This window comes from Amycolatopsis jiangsuensis (assembly GCF_014204865.1).
Lineage (GTDB): Bacteria > Actinomycetota > Actinomycetes > Mycobacteriales > Pseudonocardiaceae > Amycolatopsis > Amycolatopsis jiangsuensis.
The window spans coordinates 4751309-4771307 of record NZ_JACHMG010000001.1 but is presented as its reverse complement, the minus strand read 5'-3'; the positions used below and the strand labels follow the sequence as shown (position 1 = coordinate 4771307).

At 70.0% G+C, this 19999-nt stretch carries 21 protein-coding genes; 16 read left to right on the top strand and 5 right to left on the bottom strand.

The genetic code is table 11. The annotated features are described in order from the left end of the window. Positions 1-15: 15 nt before the first annotated feature. On the bottom strand, positions 16-900 hold the full coding sequence (locus BJY18_RS21350; RefSeq protein WP_184781639.1) for an alpha/beta fold hydrolase: 885 nt from the start codon (positions 898-900) through the stop codon (positions 16-18). An 84-nt stretch (positions 901-984) separates the two neighbouring features. Here BJY18_RS21350 and BJY18_RS21345 point away from each other — a divergent pair, with 84 nt between their 5' ends. The 7 genes from BJY18_RS21345 (at position 985) to BJY18_RS21315 (ending at position 9021) form a co-directional block, all read left to right on the top strand. After that, complete coding sequence (locus tag BJY18_RS21345; protein WP_184781638.1) at positions 985-1488, top strand: CGNR zinc finger domain-containing protein; 504 nt, start codon at positions 985-987, stop codon at positions 1486-1488. A gap of 13 nt (positions 1489-1501) precedes the next feature. Beyond that, positions 1502-3175: an MOSC domain-containing protein gene (locus BJY18_RS21340; RefSeq protein ID WP_184781637.1), complete on the top strand. Its 1674-nt coding sequence runs from the start codon at positions 1502-1504 to the stop codon at positions 3173-3175. Positions 3176-3234: 59 nt separating this feature from the next. Beyond that, on the top strand, positions 3235-3678 hold the full coding sequence (locus BJY18_RS21335) for a helix-turn-helix transcriptional regulator (RefSeq protein WP_184781636.1): 444 nt from the start codon (positions 3235-3237) through the stop codon (positions 3676-3678). Between the two features lie 10 nt (positions 3679-3688). Then, complete coding sequence (locus tag BJY18_RS21330; RefSeq protein ID WP_184781635.1) at positions 3689-4099, top strand: VOC family protein; 411 nt, start codon at positions 3689-3691, stop codon at positions 4097-4099. Between the two features lie 28 nt (positions 4100-4127). Then, positions 4128-6518: an ATP-binding cassette domain-containing protein gene (locus BJY18_RS21325; protein ID WP_184781634.1), complete on the top strand. Its 2391-nt coding sequence runs from the start codon at positions 4128-4130 to the stop codon at positions 6516-6518. After that, positions 6515-7423 (top strand): phosphotransferase, encoded by a 909-nt coding sequence (locus BJY18_RS21320; RefSeq protein ID WP_312873914.1) that lies wholly within the window; start codon positions 6515-6517, stop codon positions 7421-7423. The genes BJY18_RS21325 and BJY18_RS21320 overlap by 4 nt, the downstream gene beginning before the upstream one ends. Positions 7424-7542: 119 nt before the next feature. Next, complete coding sequence (locus tag BJY18_RS21315) at positions 7543-9021, top strand: class I adenylate-forming enzyme family protein (RefSeq protein WP_184781633.1); 1479 nt, start codon at positions 7543-7545, stop codon at positions 9019-9021. On the opposite strand, the gene BJY18_RS21310 is transcribed toward BJY18_RS21315, so the two are convergent. Further along, positions 9018-10244 carry a cytochrome P450 gene (locus tag BJY18_RS21310; protein WP_184781632.1) on the bottom strand — a complete coding sequence of 409 codons (1227 nt, stop codon included), beginning with the start codon at positions 10242-10244 and terminating at the stop codon, positions 9018-9020. The two genes, BJY18_RS21315 and BJY18_RS21310, sit on opposite strands and share 4 nt — an antisense overlap. Positions 10245-10374: 130 nt before the next feature. On the opposite strand from BJY18_RS21310, the gene BJY18_RS21305 reads away from it, so the two are divergent. Further along, a complete protein-coding gene (locus BJY18_RS21305; protein ID WP_184781631.1) occupies positions 10375-11382 on the top strand; it encodes a pyridoxamine 5'-phosphate oxidase family protein in 1008 nt (335 codons plus the stop codon). Positions 11383-11384: 2 nt separating this feature from the next. Here BJY18_RS21305 and BJY18_RS21300 read toward each other — a convergent pair whose 3' ends face one another. Further along, positions 11385-12092, bottom strand: coding sequence for a FadR/GntR family transcriptional regulator (locus BJY18_RS21300; RefSeq protein WP_312873913.1), 708 nt, complete (start codon positions 12090-12092; stop codon positions 11385-11387). A 100-nt stretch (positions 12093-12192) separates the two neighbouring features. Here BJY18_RS21300 and BJY18_RS21295 point away from each other — a divergent pair, with 100 nt between their 5' ends. After that, entirely contained in the window at positions 12193-13512 is a 1320-nt protein-coding gene (locus BJY18_RS21295) for an MFS transporter (protein ID WP_184781630.1), read from the top strand. A 19-nt stretch (positions 13513-13531) separates the two neighbouring features. Here the strand turns inward: BJY18_RS21295 and BJY18_RS21290 are convergent, their stop codons facing one another. Beyond that, a complete protein-coding gene (locus BJY18_RS21290; protein WP_184781629.1) occupies positions 13532-13750 on the bottom strand; it encodes a hypothetical protein in 219 nt (72 codons plus the stop codon). Positions 13751-13916: 166 nt separating this feature from the next. Between BJY18_RS21290 and BJY18_RS21285 the strand changes: the two genes are divergently transcribed. The 5 genes from BJY18_RS21285 (at position 13917) to BJY18_RS21265 (ending at position 17504) form a co-directional block, all read left to right on the top strand. Then, positions 13917-14801, top strand: a complete 885-nt coding sequence (locus tag BJY18_RS21285; RefSeq protein ID WP_184781628.1) for an ABC transporter ATP-binding protein — start codon at positions 13917-13919, stop codon at positions 14799-14801. A 26-nt stretch (positions 14802-14827) separates the two neighbouring features. Then, positions 14828-15547, top strand: a complete 720-nt coding sequence (locus tag BJY18_RS21280; protein ID WP_184781627.1) for an ABC transporter permease — start codon at positions 14828-14830, stop codon at positions 15545-15547. A 182-nt stretch (positions 15548-15729) separates the two neighbouring features. Next, on the top strand, positions 15730-15966 hold the full coding sequence (locus BJY18_RS21275) for a hypothetical protein (RefSeq protein WP_184781626.1): 237 nt from the start codon (positions 15730-15732) through the stop codon (positions 15964-15966). Between the two features lie 121 nt (positions 15967-16087). Then, positions 16088-17047: an aldo/keto reductase gene (locus tag BJY18_RS21270; protein ID WP_184781625.1), complete on the top strand. Its 960-nt coding sequence runs from the start codon at positions 16088-16090 to the stop codon at positions 17045-17047. Positions 17048-17132: 85 nt separating this feature from the next. Next, on the top strand, positions 17133-17504 hold the full coding sequence (locus tag BJY18_RS21265; protein ID WP_184781624.1) for a MerR family transcriptional regulator: 372 nt from the start codon (positions 17133-17135) through the stop codon (positions 17502-17504). Positions 17505-17617: 113 nt separating this feature from the next. Here BJY18_RS21265 and BJY18_RS21260 read toward each other — a convergent pair whose 3' ends face one another. Beyond that, positions 17618-17926 carry a hypothetical protein gene (locus BJY18_RS21260; protein ID WP_184781623.1) on the bottom strand — a complete coding sequence of 103 codons (309 nt, stop codon included), beginning with the start codon at positions 17924-17926 and terminating at the stop codon, positions 17618-17620. A 174-nt stretch (positions 17927-18100) separates the two neighbouring features. On the opposite strand from BJY18_RS21260, the gene BJY18_RS21255 reads away from it, so the two are divergent. Both BJY18_RS21255 and BJY18_RS21250 read left to right on the top strand, forming a co-directional pair. Next, positions 18101-18766 carry a response regulator transcription factor gene (locus BJY18_RS21255; protein ID WP_184784753.1) on the top strand — a complete coding sequence of 222 codons (666 nt, stop codon included), beginning with the start codon at positions 18101-18103 and terminating at the stop codon, positions 18764-18766. Next, positions 18763-19968: a sensor histidine kinase gene (locus BJY18_RS21250; RefSeq protein ID WP_184781622.1), complete on the top strand. Its 1206-nt coding sequence runs from the start codon at positions 18763-18765 to the stop codon at positions 19966-19968. Before BJY18_RS21255 ends, BJY18_RS21250 begins: the two co-directional genes overlap by 4 nt. Positions 19969-19999: the final 31 nt, after the last annotated feature.

The window sequence follows — 19999 nt, the reverse complement described above, 5'->3', positions numbered from 1 at the left end:
ACGGTGCTCCTCTTCCTACTTCGAGACGGTTGGCTTCAAGACCCGGCGGCCGAGGAAGTCGCGGATCAGTGCGGTCACCTCGGCGCCGGCGCTTTCCAGCAGGAAGTGGCCGCCGTCGAGGAGGTGGATCTCGGCGTCCGGCACGTCGCCGGCGAACGCCCGCGCGCCGTCCGGACCGAAGATCGGGTCGTTCTCACCCCACACCGCGAGCACCGGCGGACGGTGCTCGCGCAGGTAGGCGTGCAGCGCCGGGTACATCGGCGAGTTGGTCGCGTAATCGAGGAAGAGCGCGAGCTGCACGGCGTCGTTGCCGGGGCGGGAGAGCAGGGCGAAGTCGTGCTGCCAGGTGTCCGGGCTGACCACGCTTTCGTCGGGCACACCCGTGACGTACTGCCATTTCGTCATCTCCAGCGACAGCGCGCCGCGGATGCCGGCCTCGGTCTCCGGGTTCTGTTCCCGCTGGTAGTCCCACACGCCCTGCCAGAAGGACGGGACGAAACCCGCGTCGTAGGCGTTGCCGTTCTGGGTGATGATCGCGGTGATCGCGGACGGATCGGCCAGCGCCAGCCGCCAGCCGATCGGCGCGCCGTAGTCCTGCACGTAGATCGCGTACCGGGACACCCCCAGCTCGCGCAGCAGCCCGGCGCTCAGCTCGGTCAGGGCGTCGAAGGTGTAGTCGAACTCCGCGGCGTACGGTGCGTCGGAGTAGCCGAATCCGAGGTGGTCCGGGGCGATCACGTGGTAGTCCGCGGCCAGTTCGGGGATCAGCGTGCGGAACATGAACGAACTCGTCGGGAACCCGTGCAGCAGCACGAGCACCGGGGCGTCGGCGGGCCCTGCCTCGCGGTAGAAGAGCTGCTTTCCGTCGACGGTGGCGTACCGGTGGTGGACCGTGGTCATTTCTAACCCCTTAAATCGAATTTGATAGTTAGACTGAAGCACGCTAGACTGTAACCTGTCAACACCGAATTAGAGGTTAGAGAGATGACGGACGAAGTACTGCTGCTCGATCTGCTGAACAGCACCCCCGTCGTGGACGGGCAGCCGCGTGACGACCTGGCCGATGCGGCGGCGGGTCACCGCTGGCTCGCCGAGCACGGGCAGCCGGCCGGCGACCGCGAGTGGCACGCGTTGCTCGACGTCCGCTCGGTCCTCCAGGAAATCGTGCGAGGACAGGGGAAACCGCTACGGCTCAAGCCTTTCGTCGCCGGCGTCCGCTACACCGCCGCACTGGAGGGGGAGGGCGTCGAGTGGTCGCTCGACCTGCCGGAGGGGCGGAGTGCGGCGGCGCGTGCGGCACTCGCCTGGGACGCGCTTCGTGTGTCCAGCCCCGGCCGCTTGCGTCCGTGCGCCAACGAGGAATGCCGGCTGTTCCTCATTGACCACAGCAAACCCAACCGAGCGCGCTGGTGCTCCATGGCCGTCTGCGGCAACCGGATGAAGGCCCGTCGGCACTACCAGCGCACCCGTACCGCTTCGGCGGACTGACCGAGGAGAGCCGATGCCCCGCCTGCTGTCGCCGAACGTCGGAATGCCGAAGGACGTGTCCTGGCAGGGCCGGACCGTGCACACCGGGATTTTCAAGTACCCCGTCGAGGGATCGCGGATGGTCCGCAGGCTCAACGTCGGCGGCGACGGGCAGGGTGACCGCGCCGGACACGGCGGCGAGATCCGCGCCGTGCTGGTCTACCAGCGCGAATCCTACGAGCACTGGCGTACCCACCTCGGCCGCGATGACCTGGAGTATGGCCAGTTCGGCGAGAACTTCACCGTCGACGGGCCGAGTGACGACGAGGTGCGCATCGGCGACCGCTACCGGATCGGCGAGGCCGAGTTCGAGGTCACCCAGCCGCGGGTGACCTGCTTCCGGGTCGGTCTGCGCATCGGCGAGCCGGAGCTGCCCGCACTGCTGGTCTCGCACCGCCGGCCGGGCTTCTACCTGCGGGTGCTCACCGAGGGCCGGGTGCGGGCAGGTGACGAGATCGTGCGGACGCACACCGGCCGGATGAGCGTCACCGAAATCGACGCGTTGCTCTACCTGCCCGACCGGGATCCCGAGCGGCTGCGTGAGGCGGCGGAGCTGCCCGCGCTCAGCCCGGGGTGGCGCGCATCGTTCCGCGATCTGCTCGATACGCCGGCAGAAGCCGGGAAATCCGAAGGCTGGACCGGATTCCGGCCGCTGCGGGTCACCCGGATCGCGCCGGAGAGCACCACGGTCACGTCACTGCATCTGGCCGCCCCCGAGGACGATCCGTTGCCACGTCCGGAGCCGGGCCAGTACCTCACGGTGCGCGTACCGGTCGGGGTGCGGAACTACTCGCTGTCCGCGGCGTCCGAGCGGGAGTACCGGATCAGCGTGAAGCGCGATGGTGTCGTGAGCACCTATCTGCACACCGAGGTAGCGGTCGGGAGCACCCTCGACGTCGCGGCGCCGCGGGGTGAGTTCGTGCTGGCGGAGGCTGAATCGACACCCGTGGTCCTGCTTTCCGCCGGCGTCGGCGTGACGTCGGTGCTCGCCATGCTGCGCGCGCTCGTGGCCTCGGGCAGCAAGCGCGAGGTCCACTGGGTGCACACCGCCCGTTCCGCCGCCGAACACGCCTTCGCCGCGGAGGTCCGCGCGCTGCTGGCCAAGCTGGAAAACGGCCGTGAGTACCTCTTCCACACCGCGCCCGAACCACCGGCGCACCCGTGCCGGCTCACCCGGGAAACCCTCGCCACGCTCGGTCTTCCCAGCACCGCGACGGCCTACCTGTGCGGCCCCGACGGGTTCATGACCGAAATGCGGGCCGCGCTGGCCGGGCTGGGCCTGGCCGACGACCGCATCCACAGCGAGCTTTTCGGCACTCGTCCGGCGATCAACCCGGGAATCGCGGAGGTCGTGCACAACCCACCACACCAGCCGCCGGGCCCGGCGGGCGACGGGCCGGAGATCACGTTCGCCCGCAGCGGCCTCACCGTGCCGTGGAGCGAGCGTTACGGATCGGTCCTCGAACTGGCCGAAGCCTGTGCCGTCCCGACCCGCTGGGCCTGCCGCTCCGGCGTCTGCCACACCTGCGTGACACCGGTGCTGTCCGGCACTGTCCGCAACCGGCCCGAGCCGCTGGAACCCGCGCCGGCGGGCAGCACGCTCGTCTGCTGCGCGCGGCCCGGTTCGGACCTCGTCCTCGACCTGTGACCGCGGGGAGAAAATTTCCGGCTTGGGACAGCGGGTCCGATCGTGGCACGCTTACCCGGGTGACCAGTGCTTCGGCCGCCGATGCCCGGCTCAGCGACCTCGCCCGGCTGCGTCGCGTCCGCGACCGGATCGATCGGGAGTACGCCCAGCCGCTCGACGTCGAATCGCTGGCCCGGGGCGTGCACCTGTCGGCGGGGCATCTCAGCCGGCAGTTCCGGCTGGCCTACGGAGAGTCACCGTATTCGTACTTGATGACCCGTCGCATCGAGCGCGCGATGGCGTTGCTGCGGGCGAGCGAGCTGAGCGTCACCGAGGTCTGTTTCGCGGTCGGTTGCTCGTCGCTGGGCACCTTCAGCACCCGGTTCACCGAACTCGTCGGCGTGCCGCCGAGCGTCTACCGGCGGGAGCAGGCGCAGGCGACCGAGGGCATGCCGGCCTGCGTCGCCAAGCAGGTCACCAGACCGATCAGGAATCGAGAAGCGCCGCTGCCGGGCCGCGCATAGCGTGCTCGCCATGGACATCACGATTGCTTCGAGCTTCCTCCCGCAGAACGACCCCGAGGCCGCGACCGCGTTCTATCGCGACACCCTCGGCTTCGAAATCCGCAAGGACGTCGGCTACAACGGACTGCACTGGATCACCGTCGGCCCGCCCGGTCAGCCGGAGACCTCCATCGTGCTGTTCCCGCCGGAGGCCACGCCCGGCATCACCGACGAGGAACGCGCCACCATCACCGAGATGATGGCCAAGGGCACCTACGGCACGCTGCTGCTGGCGACCAAGGACCTCGACGGTGCGTTCGAACGGCTGCAGGCCGGTGCCGCCGAGGTCGTCCAGGAGCCGACCGAGCAGCCCTACGGCGTCCGCGACTGCGCGTTCCGCGACCCGGCGGGCAATCTGCTGCGCATCCAGGAAACCCGCTGACCTGCCTGCCCGAGCCGAAGGAGCCGCCATGACCACCGCCCGCAAGAAGGATGCGCAGACCTCGGAACCGCACGCCGCCGACAGCCATGACCTGATCCGCGTGCTCGGTGCGCGCGTGAACAACCTCAAGGACGTCAGCGTCGAGATCCCGAAGCGGCGGCTCACGGTGTTCACCGGCGTCTCCGGCTCGGGCAAGAGCTCGCTCGTGTTCGGCACGGTCGCCGCGGAGTCGCAGCGGCTGATCAACGAGACCTACAGCGCGTTCGTGCAGGGGTTCATGCCGAACCTGGCCCGCCCCGAGGTGGACGTGCTCGACGGGCTGACCACCGCGATCATCGTCGACCAGCAGCGGATGGGCTCCGACCCGCGCTCCACGGTCGGCACCGCCACCGACGCCAACGCCATGCTGCGCATCCTGTTCAGCCGGCTCGGCAAGCCGCACATCGGTTCGCAGATGGCGTTCTCCTTCAACGTCGCCTCGGTCAGCGGGGCGGGCGCGGTCACCGTGGAGAAGGCCGGGCGGCAGGTGAAGGAACGCCGCAGCTTCAGCGTGACCGGCGGGATGTGCCCGCGCTGTGAGGGCCGCGGCGCGGTCAACGACATCGACCTGACCCAGCTCTACGACGAGAAACTCTCGCTCAACGAGAATCCCTTCACCATCCCCGGCTACAGCATGGACGGCTGGTTCGGCCGGATCTTCAAGGGTTCCGGCTTCTTCGACCCGGACAAGCCGATCGCCAAGTACTCCAAGAAGCAGCTGAACGACCTGCTGTACAAGGAACCGACCAAGATCAAGGTCGACGGCATCAACCTGACCTACGAGGGCATCGTCCCGCGGATCCAGAAATCGATGCTGTCCAAGGACGTCGATGCCCTGCAGCCGCACATCCGGGCGTTCGTGGAGCGCGCGGTCACGTTCAGCGTCTGCCCGGACTGCGACGGCACCCGGCTGAGCGAGCTGGCGCGCTCGTCGAAGATCGGAAAGGTCAACATCGCCGACGCCTGCGCGATGCAGATCAGCGACCTGGCCGAATGGGTGCGCAAGCTCAAGGAACCCTCGGTCGCGCCGCTGCTGGCGAACCTGGTGCACACGCTCGACTCGTTCGTCGAGATCGGGCTCGGTTACCTGAGCCTCGACCGTCCGGCGGGCACGCTGTCCGGCGGGGAAGCCCAGCGCACCAAGATGATCCGGCACCTCGGCTCGTCGCTGACCGACGTCACCTACGTGTTCGACGAGCCGACGATCGGCCTGCACCCGCACGACATCCGGCGGATGAACGAGCTGCTGCTGCGCTTGCGGGACAAGGGAAACACTGTGCTCGTGGTGGAGCACAAGCCGGAGACCATCGCGATCGCCGACCACGTCGTGGACCTCGGCCCCGGCGCCGGTTCCGAGGGTGGTTCGGTGTGCTTCGAGGGCACGGTGGCCGGGCTGCGGGCCGGCGACACCGTCACCGGGCGGCACTTCGACGACCGGGCCTCGCTCAAGGAGTCGGTGCGCTCGGCCACCGGGACGCTGGAAATCCGGGGCGCGACCGAGCACAACCTGCGCGAGGTCGACGTCGACCTCCCGCTCGGTGTGTTGTGCGTGCTGACCGGGGTCGCGGGTTCGGGCAAGAGTTCGCTGATCACCGGTTCGGTGGCCGGGCGCGAGGGCGTGGTGTCGGTCGACCAGAGCCCGATCCGCGGGTCGCGGCGCAGCAATCCGGCCACCTACACCGGACTGCTCGAGCCGATTCGCAAGGCGTTCGCCAAGGCCAACGGCGTGAAGCCGGCGTTGTTCAGCGCGAACTCCGAGGGCGCCTGCCCCACCTGCAACGGCGCCGGGGTGGTCTACACCGACCTGGGCATGATGGCCGGGGTGGCGACCGTGTGCGAGGAGTGCGAGGGCAAGCGGTTCCAGGCCTCGGTGCTGGAATACCGGTTCGGTGGCAAGGACATCAGCGAGGTGCTCGCGATGTCGGTCGCCGCGGCCGAGGACTTCTTCGGCGCCGGCGAGGCGAAACTGCCCGCCGCGCACAAGATCCTCGACCGGCTCGCCGACGTCGGGCTCGGCTACCTGACCCTCGGCCAGCCGCTGACCACGCTGTCCGGCGGGGAACGGCAGCGGCTCAAGCTGGCCACCCGGATGGGCGAGAAGGGCTCGGTCTACGTGCTGGACGAGCCGACCACCGGCCTGCACCTCGCCGACGTGCGGCAGTTGCTCGGCCTGCTGGACCGGCTGGTCGACTCCGGGCATTCGGTCCTCGTCATCGAGCACCACCAGGCGGTGATGGCGCACGCCGACTGGATCGTCGACCTCGGCCCCGGCGCCGGGCACGACGGCGGACGGGTCGTCTACGAGGGCACCCCGGCCGACCTCGTGGCCGCCCGCGCCACGCTGACCGGGCAACACCTGGCCGAATACATCGGCGGGTGATCCCGGACTGGCTGCCTGCCTGGTGCCGGCACCGACTGGGCGCCGCACCCAGCGAGGTGCTTTTCCAGCGGTGGCAGGTCTCCGCGGTGTTCGGCCTCCGGCTGGCCGACGGCGCCGAGGTCGTGGTGAAGGCCCGCGCCGACGGCGGACGGGCCGCCACTTGCGTCGCCGTGCAGGAAGTGCTGGCGGACCGCGGTTTCCCGTGCGCCCGCCCGCGCACGCCGGTGTGCACGGTCGGGTCGCTGGCCGTGCACGCCGAGGAGTACCGGCCGGGCGGGGACGTGCTGGACGGGGATTCGCCGGACGTGGCGACGCGGTACGCGCGGGTGTTCGCCCGGCTGATGGCCGAGCTGGCCGGCGTGAGCGCGCCGCCACCGCTGCCGAGCCCGCGCTGGGTGCGGTGGGACCACGGCGGTCCCGGGCTGTGGCCGTCGATCTCGTTCCTCGACGAACGCGAGCAGAGCGCCGTGCCCGCGTACGTTGTCGACACCGCCGCGCGCGTCCGCCGGCGGCTGCTGGCGGCGGAGCTGCCGAGGGTGCTCGGCCACGGCGACTTCGAGGCGCAGAACCTCCGCTGGCAGGACGGGCAGATCCGGACGGTGCACGACTGGGACAGCCTGGCCTGGCAGCCGGAAGCCGCGCTGGCCGGGGCGGCTTCCGGCGCGTTCGCCAGCGCCGGACCGCCCACGCTGGCGCCGATCGACAGCTCCGCCGCGTTCCTGGAGTCCTATCAGGACGCACGCGGTCGCCGGTTCACCGCTGTGGAGAAGGAAATCGCGTGGGCGGCCGGCCTGTGGCCCGCCGTCCACAATGCCAGGTGGGAAGCCCTGCACGGCGACGAACCGCGCTGCGGCACCGCGCTGCGGGAGCAGGCGGCCGAACGGCTCCGGCGGGCGCGGTCGTAGCGGAGACGTCCGGCCCGGCGCCAGCGCGCGGGGCAGTTGAGGCAAGGCTGCTTACCTTAAGAACAAGATCCTCCCCGCGGCGCTGTGCCGGCACCGGCCGTCTCGGTACCTATTGAGCCATGCCTGACAATCTGACCGAGCGCCTGGCCGAGCACGTCCGCGCACATGGGTGGGACGCCAACGTCGCCTTCGTCGCCGATGCGCGGGACTGGACGTTCGCCGAGGTGTTCGCCGGGGCGGCGCGGGTCGCGGGTGGCTACCGGGCGGCCGGTCTGCGGCCTGGTGACCGGGTGCTGCTCGCCCTGCCCGACAGCATGGAGATGGTCTGGTGCCTGCTCGGCGCGTGGCAGGCAGGCCTGGTCGCGCTGCCGGTCAACGTCCAGATGAGCCGTGCGGACCTGGAACGGGACGTGCAGACCGCGGAACCGGCGCTGGCGGTGACCGATCCGGAGACCGCCGGCTGGCTCGACACGGCCGAGGACATCCGGACCACCGCGGCCGCAACGCTCGCCGAAGCCGATCCCGAACCCGGGTTCGCGCCCGGCGGTGACGCGAGCGCGCTGGGCCTGTTCACCTCCGGTACCACGGGGAAGCCGAAGCTGTGCTTCTTCCGCCACCGCGATCTCGGCGGACACCGTGGTCCCTCCGAGTTCCCTGGTCCGGGCACCGTCGGGTTTTCCGTGTCGCGAATGTACTTCCTCGGCGGAATGGCCTCGTCCCTGTTCGCCAGCCTGGACACCGGGCAGACCTCGGTGCTGTCCCGCCCGCGTGCCACGCCGGCCGTCGCGGTCGAGCTGATGCGCCGCCACCACGTGACGACGTTCTTCTCCCAGCCGAGTTTCCTGGCCCGGCTGCTGCTCGAGCCCGGGCACGAGGAGGTGCTGCGCCCGCTCCGGCAGGTGATGTGCGCCGGGGAGGTCATGTCCGCGCGGATGCGTGAGCGGCTGGTGCCGATCCTGGGTGAGCGGCTGATCAACGCCTACGGCGCGACCGAGATCGGCGGTATCGCGGTGGGCCGGCCGGCGGACTACCACCCGTCGCCGTCGGCGATCGGGCCCGCGTTCGACGGGCGGCCGCTGCGGATCCTCGACGAGCAAGAGCGTGAGCTGCCCGCCGGGGAGAGCGGGCACCTGCACATCCGGGTCCCGATGGCCTCGCGCGGTGTCGCCCGCGGCAGCCTCGGCCCGGACCAGGTGCACGACGTCTGGTGGCCGACCGGCGATCTGGCCACCATCGACGAGAACGCCGTCGTGCACGTCCACGGCCGGCTCGACGACGTCGAGGTGATCGGCGGGCAGAACGTGGTGCCGGGCGAGGTGGAGCTGCTGCTGGAAAGCCATCCGCGGGTGCTCGAGGCGGCCGTCAGCGCGGTGCGCCGTCCGGCGGGCTTCACCAGCCTGCGCGCCTACCTGGTGGCCACCCCGGCCGAGGAGACGAACCCCGATGCGCTGACCGTCGAACTGCTCGACCTCGCCCGTGACCGGCTGTCGTTCTACAAGGTGCCGGACGACGTGGTGTGGCTGGATGCCCTGCCCCGCAACGGAAACGGCAAGATCCTGCGCCGGACACTGCGGGCCGAGGGCGACCAGTTCGTCTAGGCAGCGGACTCCGGCCAGGTGACGGGCAGTGCGTGTACCCCGTAGATGTTCATGTCGGTGCGGAGCTTCACCTCGTGGGCGGGCACGGCGAGCCGCAGTGCCGGGAACCGGCGCAGCAGCCCGCCGAACCCGGCACGCATCTCGATGCGGGCCAGCTGCTGGCCGAGGCACTGGTGCACGCCGTGCCCGAAGGACAGGTGGCCGCGGGCCGCGCGGTGGAAGTCGAGAGTGTCCGGATCGGCGAACCGGCGGGGATCACGGTTGGCGGCCAGCAGGGAGATGACGACGGTCGAGCCCTTGCCGATCGTTTCCCCGCCGAGTTCGAGATCCTCGGTGGCGTAACGGTAGTTGACGTCGACCACGGACAGGTAGCGCATCAGTTCTTCGACGGCGTTGGGCAGCAGTTCCGGGTCGGCGCGCAGTTCGGCCAGCCGCGCGGGGTGCTCCAGGAGCGCGAAAGTGCCCAGCGACAGCATGTTGGCGGTCGTTTCGTGCCCGGCGAGCAGCAGCAGGAAGGCGGCGCCGGTCAGCTCCTCGACGGTCAGGTCCTCGTGGCGGGCCAGATCGGACAGGAGGTCGTCGCCGGGTTCGGCACGTTTGCGCGTGACGAGTTCGGTGAGATAGGTGAGCAGCGAACCGTACGCGGCCAGCTTGTCGTCGAGAGCGATGTCTTTCTCCAGGAACCTCGCGGAGTCGGCCTGGAATCCCGGATGGTCCGCGTAGGGCACGCCGAGCAGTTCGCAGATCACCAGGGAGGGCACCGGCAGCGCGAACTCCGTGACCAGGTCGACGGGCGGCGTCAGCGCTGCGAGGTGGTCCAGCTGCCGTTCGGTGATGGCGATGATCCGCTCTTCGAGCTGCTTCATCCGCCGGACCGTGAAGGCGCCGGCGAGCTTGCGCCGCATCCGGGAGTGGTCCGGCGGGTCCATGCTGAGGAACAGCCCCGGCTCCTGCGGGGACGGTTCGGTCGGCATCGGCATGCCGGGGGCTTCGTAGGGAATGTGCAGGACACCGAGGTCCTGACGGGAGCTGAACCGGGTGTCGGCGAGCAGCTGCCGCAGCTCCTCGTACCCGGTGACGAGCCAGCCCTCGTGCCCGTCCGGGAACACCAGCGGGCTGACCGGACGGAACTCGCGCAGCCGCGTGAGGTCGCGCGGCGGATCGAAGGGGCCGGCGTCGCGCTCCGTCGGCAGGCCGTGCGGGACAGGAACCGTGCTGGTCATGGAGAGTCCTCTCGTGGCAGGTGCTCCTGCCACGATCACCGACCGGACTGACACCGTCCTGACACGGCGCTGGCGTGCGCGTCCGGCTGGTTCCCTCCGGCTGCGCGGCAAGTGAGGTTACCCTTATTTCATGGCGACGATCCGCGCGGTGGACGAGTTGGAACAGACCGTCGGGAACCGGTCGCTGCCGGTGATGATGAAGTCCATTCCCCGGCTCGACCCGCACTGCGTCGCCCTGCTCGCGCATGCTCCGGTGGCTGCGTTGGGATACGTGGCGAACGGCGGACGGATGCGGGCCGGGCTGGTCGGCGGTGCCGCGGGGTTCGCGGCGCCGGAGACCCCGTCGCGGCTGCGGCTGCCGGTGCCCGCGGACGCAGTGCCCGGGACCGGCGCCTCGCTGCTGGTGCTGGTTCCCGGATGGCGCGAGACGTTGCGCGTCAACGGCACGGTGGACCGCGAGGGCCTGGCGGTCGAGGAGGCCTTCCTGCACTGCGGCAAGGCGGTGATCCGCTCGGGACTGTGGGCCTCCGGTGACTTGGCGGGTGACGGGGAAGCCGGAACCGTCGGTGTCGAAGAGGAAGGACCGGCCGTGGGACCGGCCGCGGCCGCGTTCCTGGCTGCCGCATCGTTCGCGGTGATCGCCTCCCGGGACGGTGCCGGGCTGGCCGACGCGAGCCCGAAGGGCGACCCGCCCGGGCTGGTCCGGTTGGTCGGGCCGACCACGGTGGCGATCGCCGACCGGCCGGGCAACCGGCGTACCGACACGTTCCACAACGTGCTGGACGACCCCGAGGTGGCGCTGGTCGTGGTCGTCCCGGGCGACGAACGCACGGTGGAACTGCGCGGTACCGCGACGATCAGCACCGACCCCGCGCTGCGGGAGTCGATGGCCGAGCGCAGGAGCACCCCGAAGGTGGTCCTGCTGGTCGAGGTTTCGCACGCGAGGCTCGCGCACAACCCGGCGCTGCGCGAAGCCCGGCTGTGGGACGCGTGCGGGCACGTCGATCCCGCGGAGCTGCCCAAGCCGGCGGTGATCTGGCGCGACCACCTCGCACAGGGCGAAGCGGAGCGCGACCAGGCCGCGGAGGACGCGATGGAGGCCGGTCTCGAACTGGACTACCAGCAGAACCTGTACTGAGTTCAGTCCGGAGTGGACGCTTCCGTGCCGGTGTAGCGGTGCACCAGGTCCTGCGCCTCCTGCAGGTGGCTCAGCGTGAGCTCGCGGGCACGCGCGCCGTCGGACCGGCCGACGGCGGCGAGGATTTCGCGGTGCTCCTCGACCGCCTTGGTGATCTGCCCTGGCAGCCGCAGTGCGGCCCGGCGTTCCTCGCCGACCAGGGACAGCACCGAACGCAGCAGGGCGGCCACGTCGTCGCTGCCCGCGTTGTCCGCGATCACCCGGTGGAATTCCGCGTCCGTGGCGATCACCCGGAGCATGTCGCCTTCGGCGGCCGCGGCGGCCATTTCCGCCACGTTCGCCCGCAACGTGTCGAGCACCGCCTCGGTGTGCCGGCCGGCCAGCCGCTCGGCGAGCGTCGGCTCGACCGTCCTGCGCAGGTCGAACAGGCGGTCCACCAGCTGGTCGTGTTCGCGGAACCAGCTGCGCAGCGGCTGGTCCGAATCGTCGTGGCCACGCACGTAGGTCCCCGAGCCCGGCCGGATGGACACGTAACCGATCGAGTCCAGCACCCGCAACGCCTGGCGCAACGACCCGCGGCTCACGTCGAGTTGCTCACACAGCTTGCGTTCCGCGGGCAACCGCGAGCCGGCCGGCAGTTCGCCGCTGTCGATGAGCGCGCGCAGGTGGTCCACGGTCGTGCTCCACACCTGCTCGTTGCTGGTTCCCACAGGAGCATCCTCCCCGATCCGGCGGCGGGAAACTGGTCCTACCAATTTACGCTCTGCTCTGCTAGCGTCGCCTTCCCGCCGGATGTCCGAGGAGGGGGCCATGATCGATCCGACGTCCACGGCGGTGCGCAAGGCCATGCGGCGGCTCGTGCCGCTGATGGCGGTCTGCTACTTCGTCGCCTACCTCGACCGCACGAACCTCGCCGTGGCAGCGTTGACGATGAACGCCGAACTCGGTCTGACCGCGACCGCGTACGGCTTCGGCGCCGGCGTGCTCTTCCTCGGCTACGTGCTGCTCGACGCGCCGAGCAACCTGATCATGCACCGGGTGGGCGCCCGCCGGTGGATGGCCCGGATCATGATCGTCTGGGGAGTGGTGGCCGCCTGCGGCGCGACGATCTCCGGCGAGGTCAGCTTCTTCGTGCTGCGCTTCCTGCTCGGGGTGGCGGAGGCGGGCTTTTTCCCCGGAATGATCCTGTACCTGACCTACTGGTTCCCGGCCGCGCGCCGCGCGACGGTGACCGGCCTGTTCATGGTGGCGGTGCCGCTGTCCACCGCGATCGGCGCACCGCTGGGCGGGCTGCTGCTCAAACTCGAGGGGCTGGCCGGGCTGAGCGGCTGGCGGTGGCTGTACCTGATCGAGGGCGCGCCCGCGTTCGTGCTCGGGATCGCGCTGCTGTGGCTGCTGCCGGACCGTCCGGCGAAGGCCAAGTGGCTCACCGCGGACGAACGCGGCGCGATCGAGGACGTGCTGGCGCGGGAGCAGGCCGAAACCGAGCGGGCGAACCCCATGCCGGTGCGCCGCGCGCTGGTGCACGGCCGGACCCTGGCGCTGGGCCTGGTCTACTTCGGCATCGCCTTCGGCCTGTACGGGCTCGGCTTCTGGATGCCGCAGATCATCAAGTCCAGCCTGCTGATCAAGGACAACCTGAGCGTCACGCTGCTCACTGCCGCGCCGTACGCGGTCGGCGCGGTGGCGATGGTGTGGTGGGGCCGGTCCTGCGACCGTTCGGGCAGGTCGGCGACCTACACGATGCTGCCCATGGTGCTCGGCGGGTTGGCGCTGGTCGTCACGGCGTTCCTGACCGGCGCGCCGTGGCTGGGCTACGCGGGACTGTGCGCGTGCGCGGTCGGCGTGATGGCGTCGTTCCCGGCCTTCTGGGCCATGCCCGCGACCTTCGTGTCCGGCGCCGCGGCGGCCGCGGCGATCGGGGTGATCAACTCGATCGGCAACGTCTCCGGCTTCCTCGGCCCGTACTGGGTGGGCTGGATGTCCGGCCTGTTCGGCTCCGCCCAGTGGGGCCTGGTGACCATCGGACTGGTCATGATCGCGGGCGGAATCCTGGCCCGCGCACTGGGAAACCCCACCCGCCGGACGGCGATGGCGGCCGCTGGTGGCGCCGGGAGCCCGTCGTCCTGACGTGGCGGGGCGAACCCGGTCACCGGCGATCGACGAGCATGGTGAGTGGTGCGATGCTCACCGCGCTGAGCACGGTGCCGGCCGCGGCCGTCCACTTCAGCCAGTCGTGCCCGTCCAGCCAGGAGCCCACCGCGGCGGGGTAGGGCACGTGCAGCTCGTGCAGGAGGAAAACCAAGCACACCACGAAGAACCCGGCCAGGACCACGGACAGCACGAGCAGCAGGGGTCGGGTGTTCACAGCGGGGGCCTCCACATGCGCACAGGACAGTCGCCACTCCAGCATCCACGGGCTTCCCCCGCGCCGACAGTGACACTGCGTCATGTCTTCACCGGCAGGAATGTCACTCCGGATCGATGACGTGGTCGCACTGGTGACCATTCCGGAACACCGCTGGAATTGCCCCATGTCCTCGACACCAGTCATCGACGTTGAACGTCTGAACCTCAGCTACGGCGACTTCCACGCGGTGAAGGACCTGTCCTTCCAGGTGGCGCGCGGCGAGTTCTACGCCCTGCTCGGCACCAACGGGGCGGGCAAGACCTCCACCCTGGAAACCATCGAAGGCCACCGGGCGGCCACCTCGGGCCGGGTCCGGGTGTTCGGGCACGACCCGCGCGACCGCGCACTGGTCCGGCCGCGGATGGGAATCATGTTGCAGGAGAGCGGATTCTCGCCGGACCTCACGGTAGGGGAGTCGGTCCGGCTGATCGGGCGGCTCACCCACCGCAGCGACCGGATCGAGCGTGTGCTCGGCGTCGTCGACCTCGCCGGCAAGGCCACCACCAAGGTCTCCCAGCTCTCCGGCGGAGAGAAACGACGGCTGGACTTCGCCACCGCGGTGTACGGCACGCCGGAGCTGGTCTTCCTCGACGAACCCACCACCGGACTGGACATCCAGTCCCGCGATCACCTCTGGGACTCGGTCGACCGGTTGCGCGACGAGGGCTCCACGATCGTGCTCACGACGCACTACCTCGAAGAGGCCCAGCAGCGCGCGGACCGCATCGGGCTCATGCACCAGGGCAGTTTCCACCGCGAGGGCACGGTTTCCGAGCTGACCCGGACCCTGCCCTCGACCATCAGGTTCCAGCTGCCCGCCGATGCGCTGCCGCTGCCGCTGCCGGCCACGCGGGAGCCCGAGGGCACGTTCCTCATCGAGACCTTCAGCCTGCAGAAGGACCTGCACACGCTGCTCGGCTGGGCCCAGGACCACGCGGTGGACCTGCGTGACCTGCAGGCCGGCCCGACCCGGCTCGACGACGTCTTCCGCTCCATCGGCAACGACTGACCATTTCGGCAAGAACAGGAATTCCCATGTTTGCCATCGCTCGCGGTGAGCTGCTCCAGATTTTCCGCAATCGGCTGGTCCTGCTCACCAGCATCATCCTGCCGCTCGCGTTCAGCGCTTATCTGATCGCCCAGCACGGCACTTTCGAAAAAATCGGAAGCATCGGATTCATCGCGGCGGCCATGCTGTTCGTGGTGGTGGCGATCGGCTTCTACACCAGTGTCGTGACCACGCTGGCTTCGCGGCGGCAGAACCTCTTCCTCAAACGACTGCGTTCCACCGCGGTGAGTGACCGCAGCATCCTTTCCGGACTGGTGCTGCCGCTGGCCGTCATCGCGCTGGTCCAGGTCGGGGTGATCCTGATCGTGCTCGGCGTGGTGGTGGGTGCGCCGGCCGACGTCCCGATGCTGGTCGTGGCCGTGCTGCTCACGGTGCTCATGATGCTCGGCTTCGGCCTGGCGACGGCCGGGGTGACGAACTCGCCCGAACACGCCCAGGTGACCACGCTTCCGGTGACCACCCTCGCCATCGGCGTGGCGGTCTGGGTGGGCATCACCGGCACCGAGCAGCTGGCCGTGCTCAAACGCCTGCTTCCCGGCGGGGCGGCCACCGAACTGGTCGTCGACGCCTGGAACGGCACCGCGACCTGGGCGCAGGCCCTGCCGCAGTTCGGCCCGGTCGCCGCCTGGATCGTCGTCTCGCTCGCCCTGGCCGCACGGCTCTTCCGCTGGGAACCGCGTCGCTGAGCGTCGCCGGAATTCCCGCGGTGCGGCCACTTTCGGCGAGAAGTGACGATCAGGCACGAGCGCGGGCCGTTCGGGTAAGTGTGGTTGTCACTTCTCGTCCGGTACTGGAAGTGTCGGGGCCATCGGGCGGATTTACCGCCAGCGCACGAATTCTCGCCTTACCCGAGCAAGGAGCGTTGTCCATGAAGGTCCTGCGCAAGGTCGGTACGGTCGGCCTGCTCACTGCCGCGTCCGCGGCCCTCGTCCTCTCCACCGCCGGCCATGCCGGTGCTTCGGGGCGAAAGTTCACCACCTACGAGCAGTGCGTGTCCTACGGGAACAAGCTGGCCCAGCAGGGCAAACTGCACAACTTCTACTGCAGCAAGAACATCGAGGCCGGTGGCAGCCACATCGAGTACGAGCTGCACATCACCGGCTGACACCGAAGCGCCGGGGGCTCGGCCGGTCTGTCCACCGAGCCCCTTTTCGCTCTGCGCGTAAGCCGCCACGGATGTGGTATCTGTGGATCAAGGAACAATGCGCGCAGTGGAGGCAGGATCAATGGCACAGCTCGGCCACACCGGTATCGACGTCTTCCCGCTGGCGCTCGGCGGGAACACCTTCGGCTGGACCAGTGACGAGGCGGCCTCGCACGCTGTGCTCGACGCGTTCGTCGAGGGCGGGGGCAACTTCGTCGACACCTCGGACAACTACTCGGCCTTCGCGCCGGGGAACTCCGGTGGTGAGTCGGAGACGATCATCGGTTCGTGGCTGGCCGCGCGGAAGAACCGCGATCGAGTGGTGATCGGCACCAAGGTCGGCCTGCATCCGGAGTTCGAGGGCCTGGCACCGGAGAACGTGGCGGCCGCCGCGGACGCCTCGCTCAAGCGGCTGGGCACCGACTACATCGACGTCTACTACGCCCACGTCGACGACGAGAAGGTTCCGCTCGCCGACACCGCCGGCGCGTTCGAGCAGCTGCGCAAGGCCGGCAAGATTCGCACGGTCGCGCTGTCGAACTACACCGGCGCCCGGATCGGCGAATGGCTGGAGATCGCCCGTCGCGAGGGCTACGAACTGCCCGCCGTGCTGCAGCCGGATTACAACCTCGTCAAGCGCCTGCCCTACGAGCGCGACGTCGCACCGGCGGTCGCCGAGGCCGGTCTCGCCGTGGTGCCCTACTTCGGTCTGGCCAGCGGGTTCCTCACCGGTAAGTACCGCAAAAAGGAGGACTTCGGCGAGGGCGTCCGGGAGTACCTCGCCACCCAGTTCTTCTCCGAGAGTGCACTCGCCGTGCTCGACGTCCTGGAGGAGGTCGCGTCCGCGCACGAGGTCGAGATGGCGACCGCGGCGCTGGCGTGGCTGCGTGGTCGCCCCGGGGTGAGCGCCCCGATCGCGAGCGCGCGCACGCCCGAACAGCTGCCGGCGCTGCTGGCTTCCGCCGAGGTGGAGTTCACCGCCGCGGAAACCGCTGCGCTGGACGAGGTTTCGGCGCGAGTCGAGGAGCGTCCGGCGGAGTAGTGGCCTCGCCAGGTCGCCCCTCGCGCGACCTGCCGACCTGGGTTAAGCTCACATGGATGTGAGGGAGTACGCCGGGAGGACGAGGATGCGCATCGGTGAGCTGGCGGCCCGGACCGGCGTGAGCGTCCGGTCCCTGCGCTACTACGAGGAACAGCAGCTGCTCAGCAGCACCCGCAGCGCCGGCGGGCAACGGCACTACACCGAACACGAGGTCGGGCGGGTCGAGTTGATCCAGCAGCTCTACGCCGCCGGCCTGTCCAGCCGGACGATTCTCGAACTGCTGCCCTGCACCGAAGCACCCAGCGCGGCGAATTCCGACGCCGCACTGGAGCGGATGGTCCAGGAGCGGGACCGGCTGTCCGAGCACATCGCCGAGCTGACCCGCACCCGGGACGCGCTGGAAGACCTCATCGCCTGCAACCGGTACCACCGAGACCTCGCCGCCACCCCGGCCTGACAGCTGTGAAGGCCTCCTCCGGGAACTGGGAGAGGCCTCCACGGCCGTCTGCCTAGCGAGGCGAGGGGACTTCATGGCCCCCGGTACTCGCGTAAGTCGGTCGGCTCAGCTGGTCACTCGGCGTGGCCGATCGGCTGGGCGGGCACCGAAGGTGTGCCCGGGGGCAGTTCGTGGGCCGGCTGGCAGGAGATCGGCTGGGCGGGCACCGAGGGGGTGCCCGGCGGGACCTCGTGGGTCGGCTGGGTCTCGATCGGCTGCGCCGGAACGCCCGGGGCGCCCGGGGGCAGTTCGTGAGTCGGCTGGCAGACGATCGGCGTGCCCGGCGTGCCGTCCGTGGCGTCGGCGGCGAACGCGGTGCCGGCGGTGCCGAACATGATGGCGAGACCACTGACGACGAGTGCGGCCTTGCGGACGTAGGACATGGGTTCCTCCTAGTGTTCCGGAACGGGCCCCGCGGTGGGGCGGCCGGGCGGTGTGCCGCGGTTGGTCTCATCCAGCCAGAGCCGGGTTATCGGCACTGTCTGATGATCTCCATACGGTTTCCATAGGTGCGGTTGTGGATCATCGGGCGCACGGCGAAGGAAGAGGGTGGGCGCATGCGGGTGCTGGTCGTGGAGGACGAGACCTTCCTCGCCGAGGCGCTGCAGTCCGGTCTACGCAGGGAGGGCATGGCGGTCGACCTCGCCGGCGACGGCGCGACCGCGCTGGACTGCGTGGCGGTCAACGAATACGACGTGGTGGTGCTGGACCGGGACCTGCCTGTGGTGCACGGCGACGACGTCTGCCGGCACGTCGCGGCCAGCCGCACGGACTGCCGGATCCTCATGCTGACTGCGTCCGGACGGCTGGCCGACAAGGTCGAGGGGCTGCACCTTGGCTCGGACGACTACCTGGTCAAGCCCTTCGACTTCCCGGAGTTGGTGGCGCGGCTGCGGGCGCTGCACCGCCGCGCCACCCCGGCGCATCCGCCGGTGCTGACCTACGCCGATCTGCGGCTGGATCCGGCCCGCCGCGAGGTGCACCGCGGGGCTCGCCCGCTGAGGCTGGCGCGTAAGGAGTTCGCGGTGCTGGAGTTGCTGCTGCGCGCGGACGGGGCGGTGCTCAGCGCCGAGCACCTGCTGGAGAAGGCATGGGACGTGCACGCCGACCCATTCACCAACGCGGTCCGCATCACCGTGTCGACGCTGCGGCGCAAACTCGGCGACCCGCCGATCCTGCGTACCGCCACCGGCGTCGGCTACTACCTGGACGCCGGCTCATGAGCGTCCGCCCGGTGCTGCGCCGCAGCCGACTGTCCATCCGGCTGCGGCTGACCCTGCTCTACGGCGGCCTCGTGCTGGTTTGCGGCGTTGCCCTGCTGGCCACCGTGTACTTCTTGATGCGTGAACTCCCGACCTACGATCTGGAAACCGCGGCCGGACCGGTGCAGGCGACCCCGGCGACCCGGCTCGGCGAGCTGCCGCTGGGCGTGATCACCACCAAGGAAGACATCCTGACCGTGCTGGCGGAGGCCTCCGCCGTGGCGCTGCTCGGACTGGCGCTGGTGTCGTTCCTGATCGGCTGGATCATCGCCGGGCGGATCCTCGCCCCGATCCACCGCATCGCCCGTACCGCGCGCACCGTCGCGAGCGACACCTTGCACGAGCGCATCAACCTCGACGGACGCCAGGACGAGTTCACCGAACTGGCCGACACCCTGGACACGATGCTCGACCGGTTGCTCGCTGGTTTCGAAGCCCGGCAACGCTTCGCCGCCAACGCCTCGCACGAGCTGCGCACCCCGCTGGCGACCATCCGCACGTTGCTGCAGGTCGCCGTCGCGCACCCCGACGAACACGATCTCGCCACGCTGGCGCCGAAACTCCTGGCGACCAACGACCGCAGCATCGCGACCGTGGAAGCACTGCTCACGCTCTCCCGCGCCGACCACGGTCTCGAGGACGTCGAGCCGGTCGACCTCGCCGAGGTGGCGGCGGGCGCGCTGGCGCAAGTGGGTGCGGAAGCTGCCGACCACCGGATCGGCGTGCACAGCGATCTGGCGCCCGTCCGGGTCGAGGGGGACAAGGACCTGCTGCACCAACTGGTGATCAACCTGCTGCACAACGCCATTCGGCACAACCATCCGGGCGGGACGGCACGGCTCACCACCGTGGTCCGCGGGGACACCGCTGTCGTCACCGTCACCAACACCGGTGATCCGGTGCCCGACCAAGAGGCCGAGCGGCTGTTCGAACCGTTCTACCGGCAGCTCAATCGCGTTCACGCGACCGGACACGGCCTGGGGCTCACTCTCGTCCGTGCGATCGCCCACAGTCACCGGGGCACCGTCGCCGCGAGCCCGAATTCCGGCGGTGGGCTCACGGTCACCGCGACGCTGCCGGCCCTCGCAGCGTCCGCGCCGAGATCTCCAGTGGTCTACGCCGACGCGGGCAGACGGCTTCTCCTCCCCGGAAGCCGGGCCTAACGTCGAAGAGATCACCGCCGGACACCGTGGG

What these genes read in the sequence shown, in the direction of transcription:
- BJY18_RS21275 (WP_184781626.1), top strand. Translation starts at nt 15,730, where the DNA reads ATGAAGGTCCTGCGCAAGGTCGGTACGGTCGGCCTGCTCACTGCCGCG.
- BJY18_RS21250 (WP_184781622.1), top strand. Translation starts at nt 18,763, where the DNA reads ATGAGCGTCCGCCCGGTGCTGCGCCGCAGCCGACTGTCCATCCGGCTG.
- BJY18_RS21255 (WP_184784753.1), top strand. Translation starts at nt 18,101, where the DNA reads ATGCGGGTGCTGGTCGTGGAGGACGAGACCTTCCTCGCCGAGGCGCTG.
- BJY18_RS21315 (WP_184781633.1), top strand. Translation starts at nt 7,543, where the DNA reads ATGCCTGACAATCTGACCGAGCGCCTGGCCGAGCACGTCCGCGCACAT.
- BJY18_RS21295 (WP_184781630.1), top strand. Translation starts at nt 12,193, where the DNA reads ATGATCGATCCGACGTCCACGGCGGTGCGCAAGGCCATGCGGCGGCTC.
- BJY18_RS21270 (WP_184781625.1), top strand. Translation starts at nt 16,088, where the DNA reads ATGGCACAGCTCGGCCACACCGGTATCGACGTCTTCCCGCTGGCGCTC.
- BJY18_RS21325 (WP_184781634.1), top strand. Translation starts at nt 4,128, where the DNA reads ATGACCACCGCCCGCAAGAAGGATGCGCAGACCTCGGAACCGCACGCC.
- BJY18_RS21285 (WP_184781628.1), top strand. Translation starts at nt 13,917, where the DNA reads ATGTCCTCGACACCAGTCATCGACGTTGAACGTCTGAACCTCAGCTAC.
- BJY18_RS21260 (WP_184781623.1), bottom strand. Translation starts at nt 17,926, where the DNA reads ATGTCCTACGTCCGCAAGGCCGCACTCGTCGTCAGTGGTCTCGCCATC.
- BJY18_RS21305 (WP_184781631.1), top strand. Translation starts at nt 10,375, where the DNA reads ATGGCGACGATCCGCGCGGTGGACGAGTTGGAACAGACCGTCGGGAAC.
- BJY18_RS21265 (WP_184781624.1), top strand. Translation starts at nt 17,133, where the DNA reads ATGCGCATCGGTGAGCTGGCGGCCCGGACCGGCGTGAGCGTCCGGTCC.
- BJY18_RS21345 (WP_184781638.1), top strand. Translation starts at nt 985, where the DNA reads ATGACGGACGAAGTACTGCTGCTCGATCTGCTGAACAGCACCCCCGTC.
- BJY18_RS21310 (WP_184781632.1), bottom strand. Translation starts at nt 10,244, where the DNA reads ATGACCAGCACGGTTCCTGTCCCGCACGGCCTGCCGACGGAGCGCGAC.
- BJY18_RS21330 (WP_184781635.1), top strand. Translation starts at nt 3,689, where the DNA reads ATGGACATCACGATTGCTTCGAGCTTCCTCCCGCAGAACGACCCCGAG.
- BJY18_RS21350 (WP_184781639.1), bottom strand. Translation starts at nt 900, where the DNA reads ATGACCACGGTCCACCACCGGTACGCCACCGTCGACGGAAAGCAGCTC.
- BJY18_RS21340 (WP_184781637.1), top strand. Translation starts at nt 1,502, where the DNA reads ATGCCCCGCCTGCTGTCGCCGAACGTCGGAATGCCGAAGGACGTGTCC.
- BJY18_RS21280 (WP_184781627.1), top strand. Translation starts at nt 14,828, where the DNA reads ATGTTTGCCATCGCTCGCGGTGAGCTGCTCCAGATTTTCCGCAATCGG.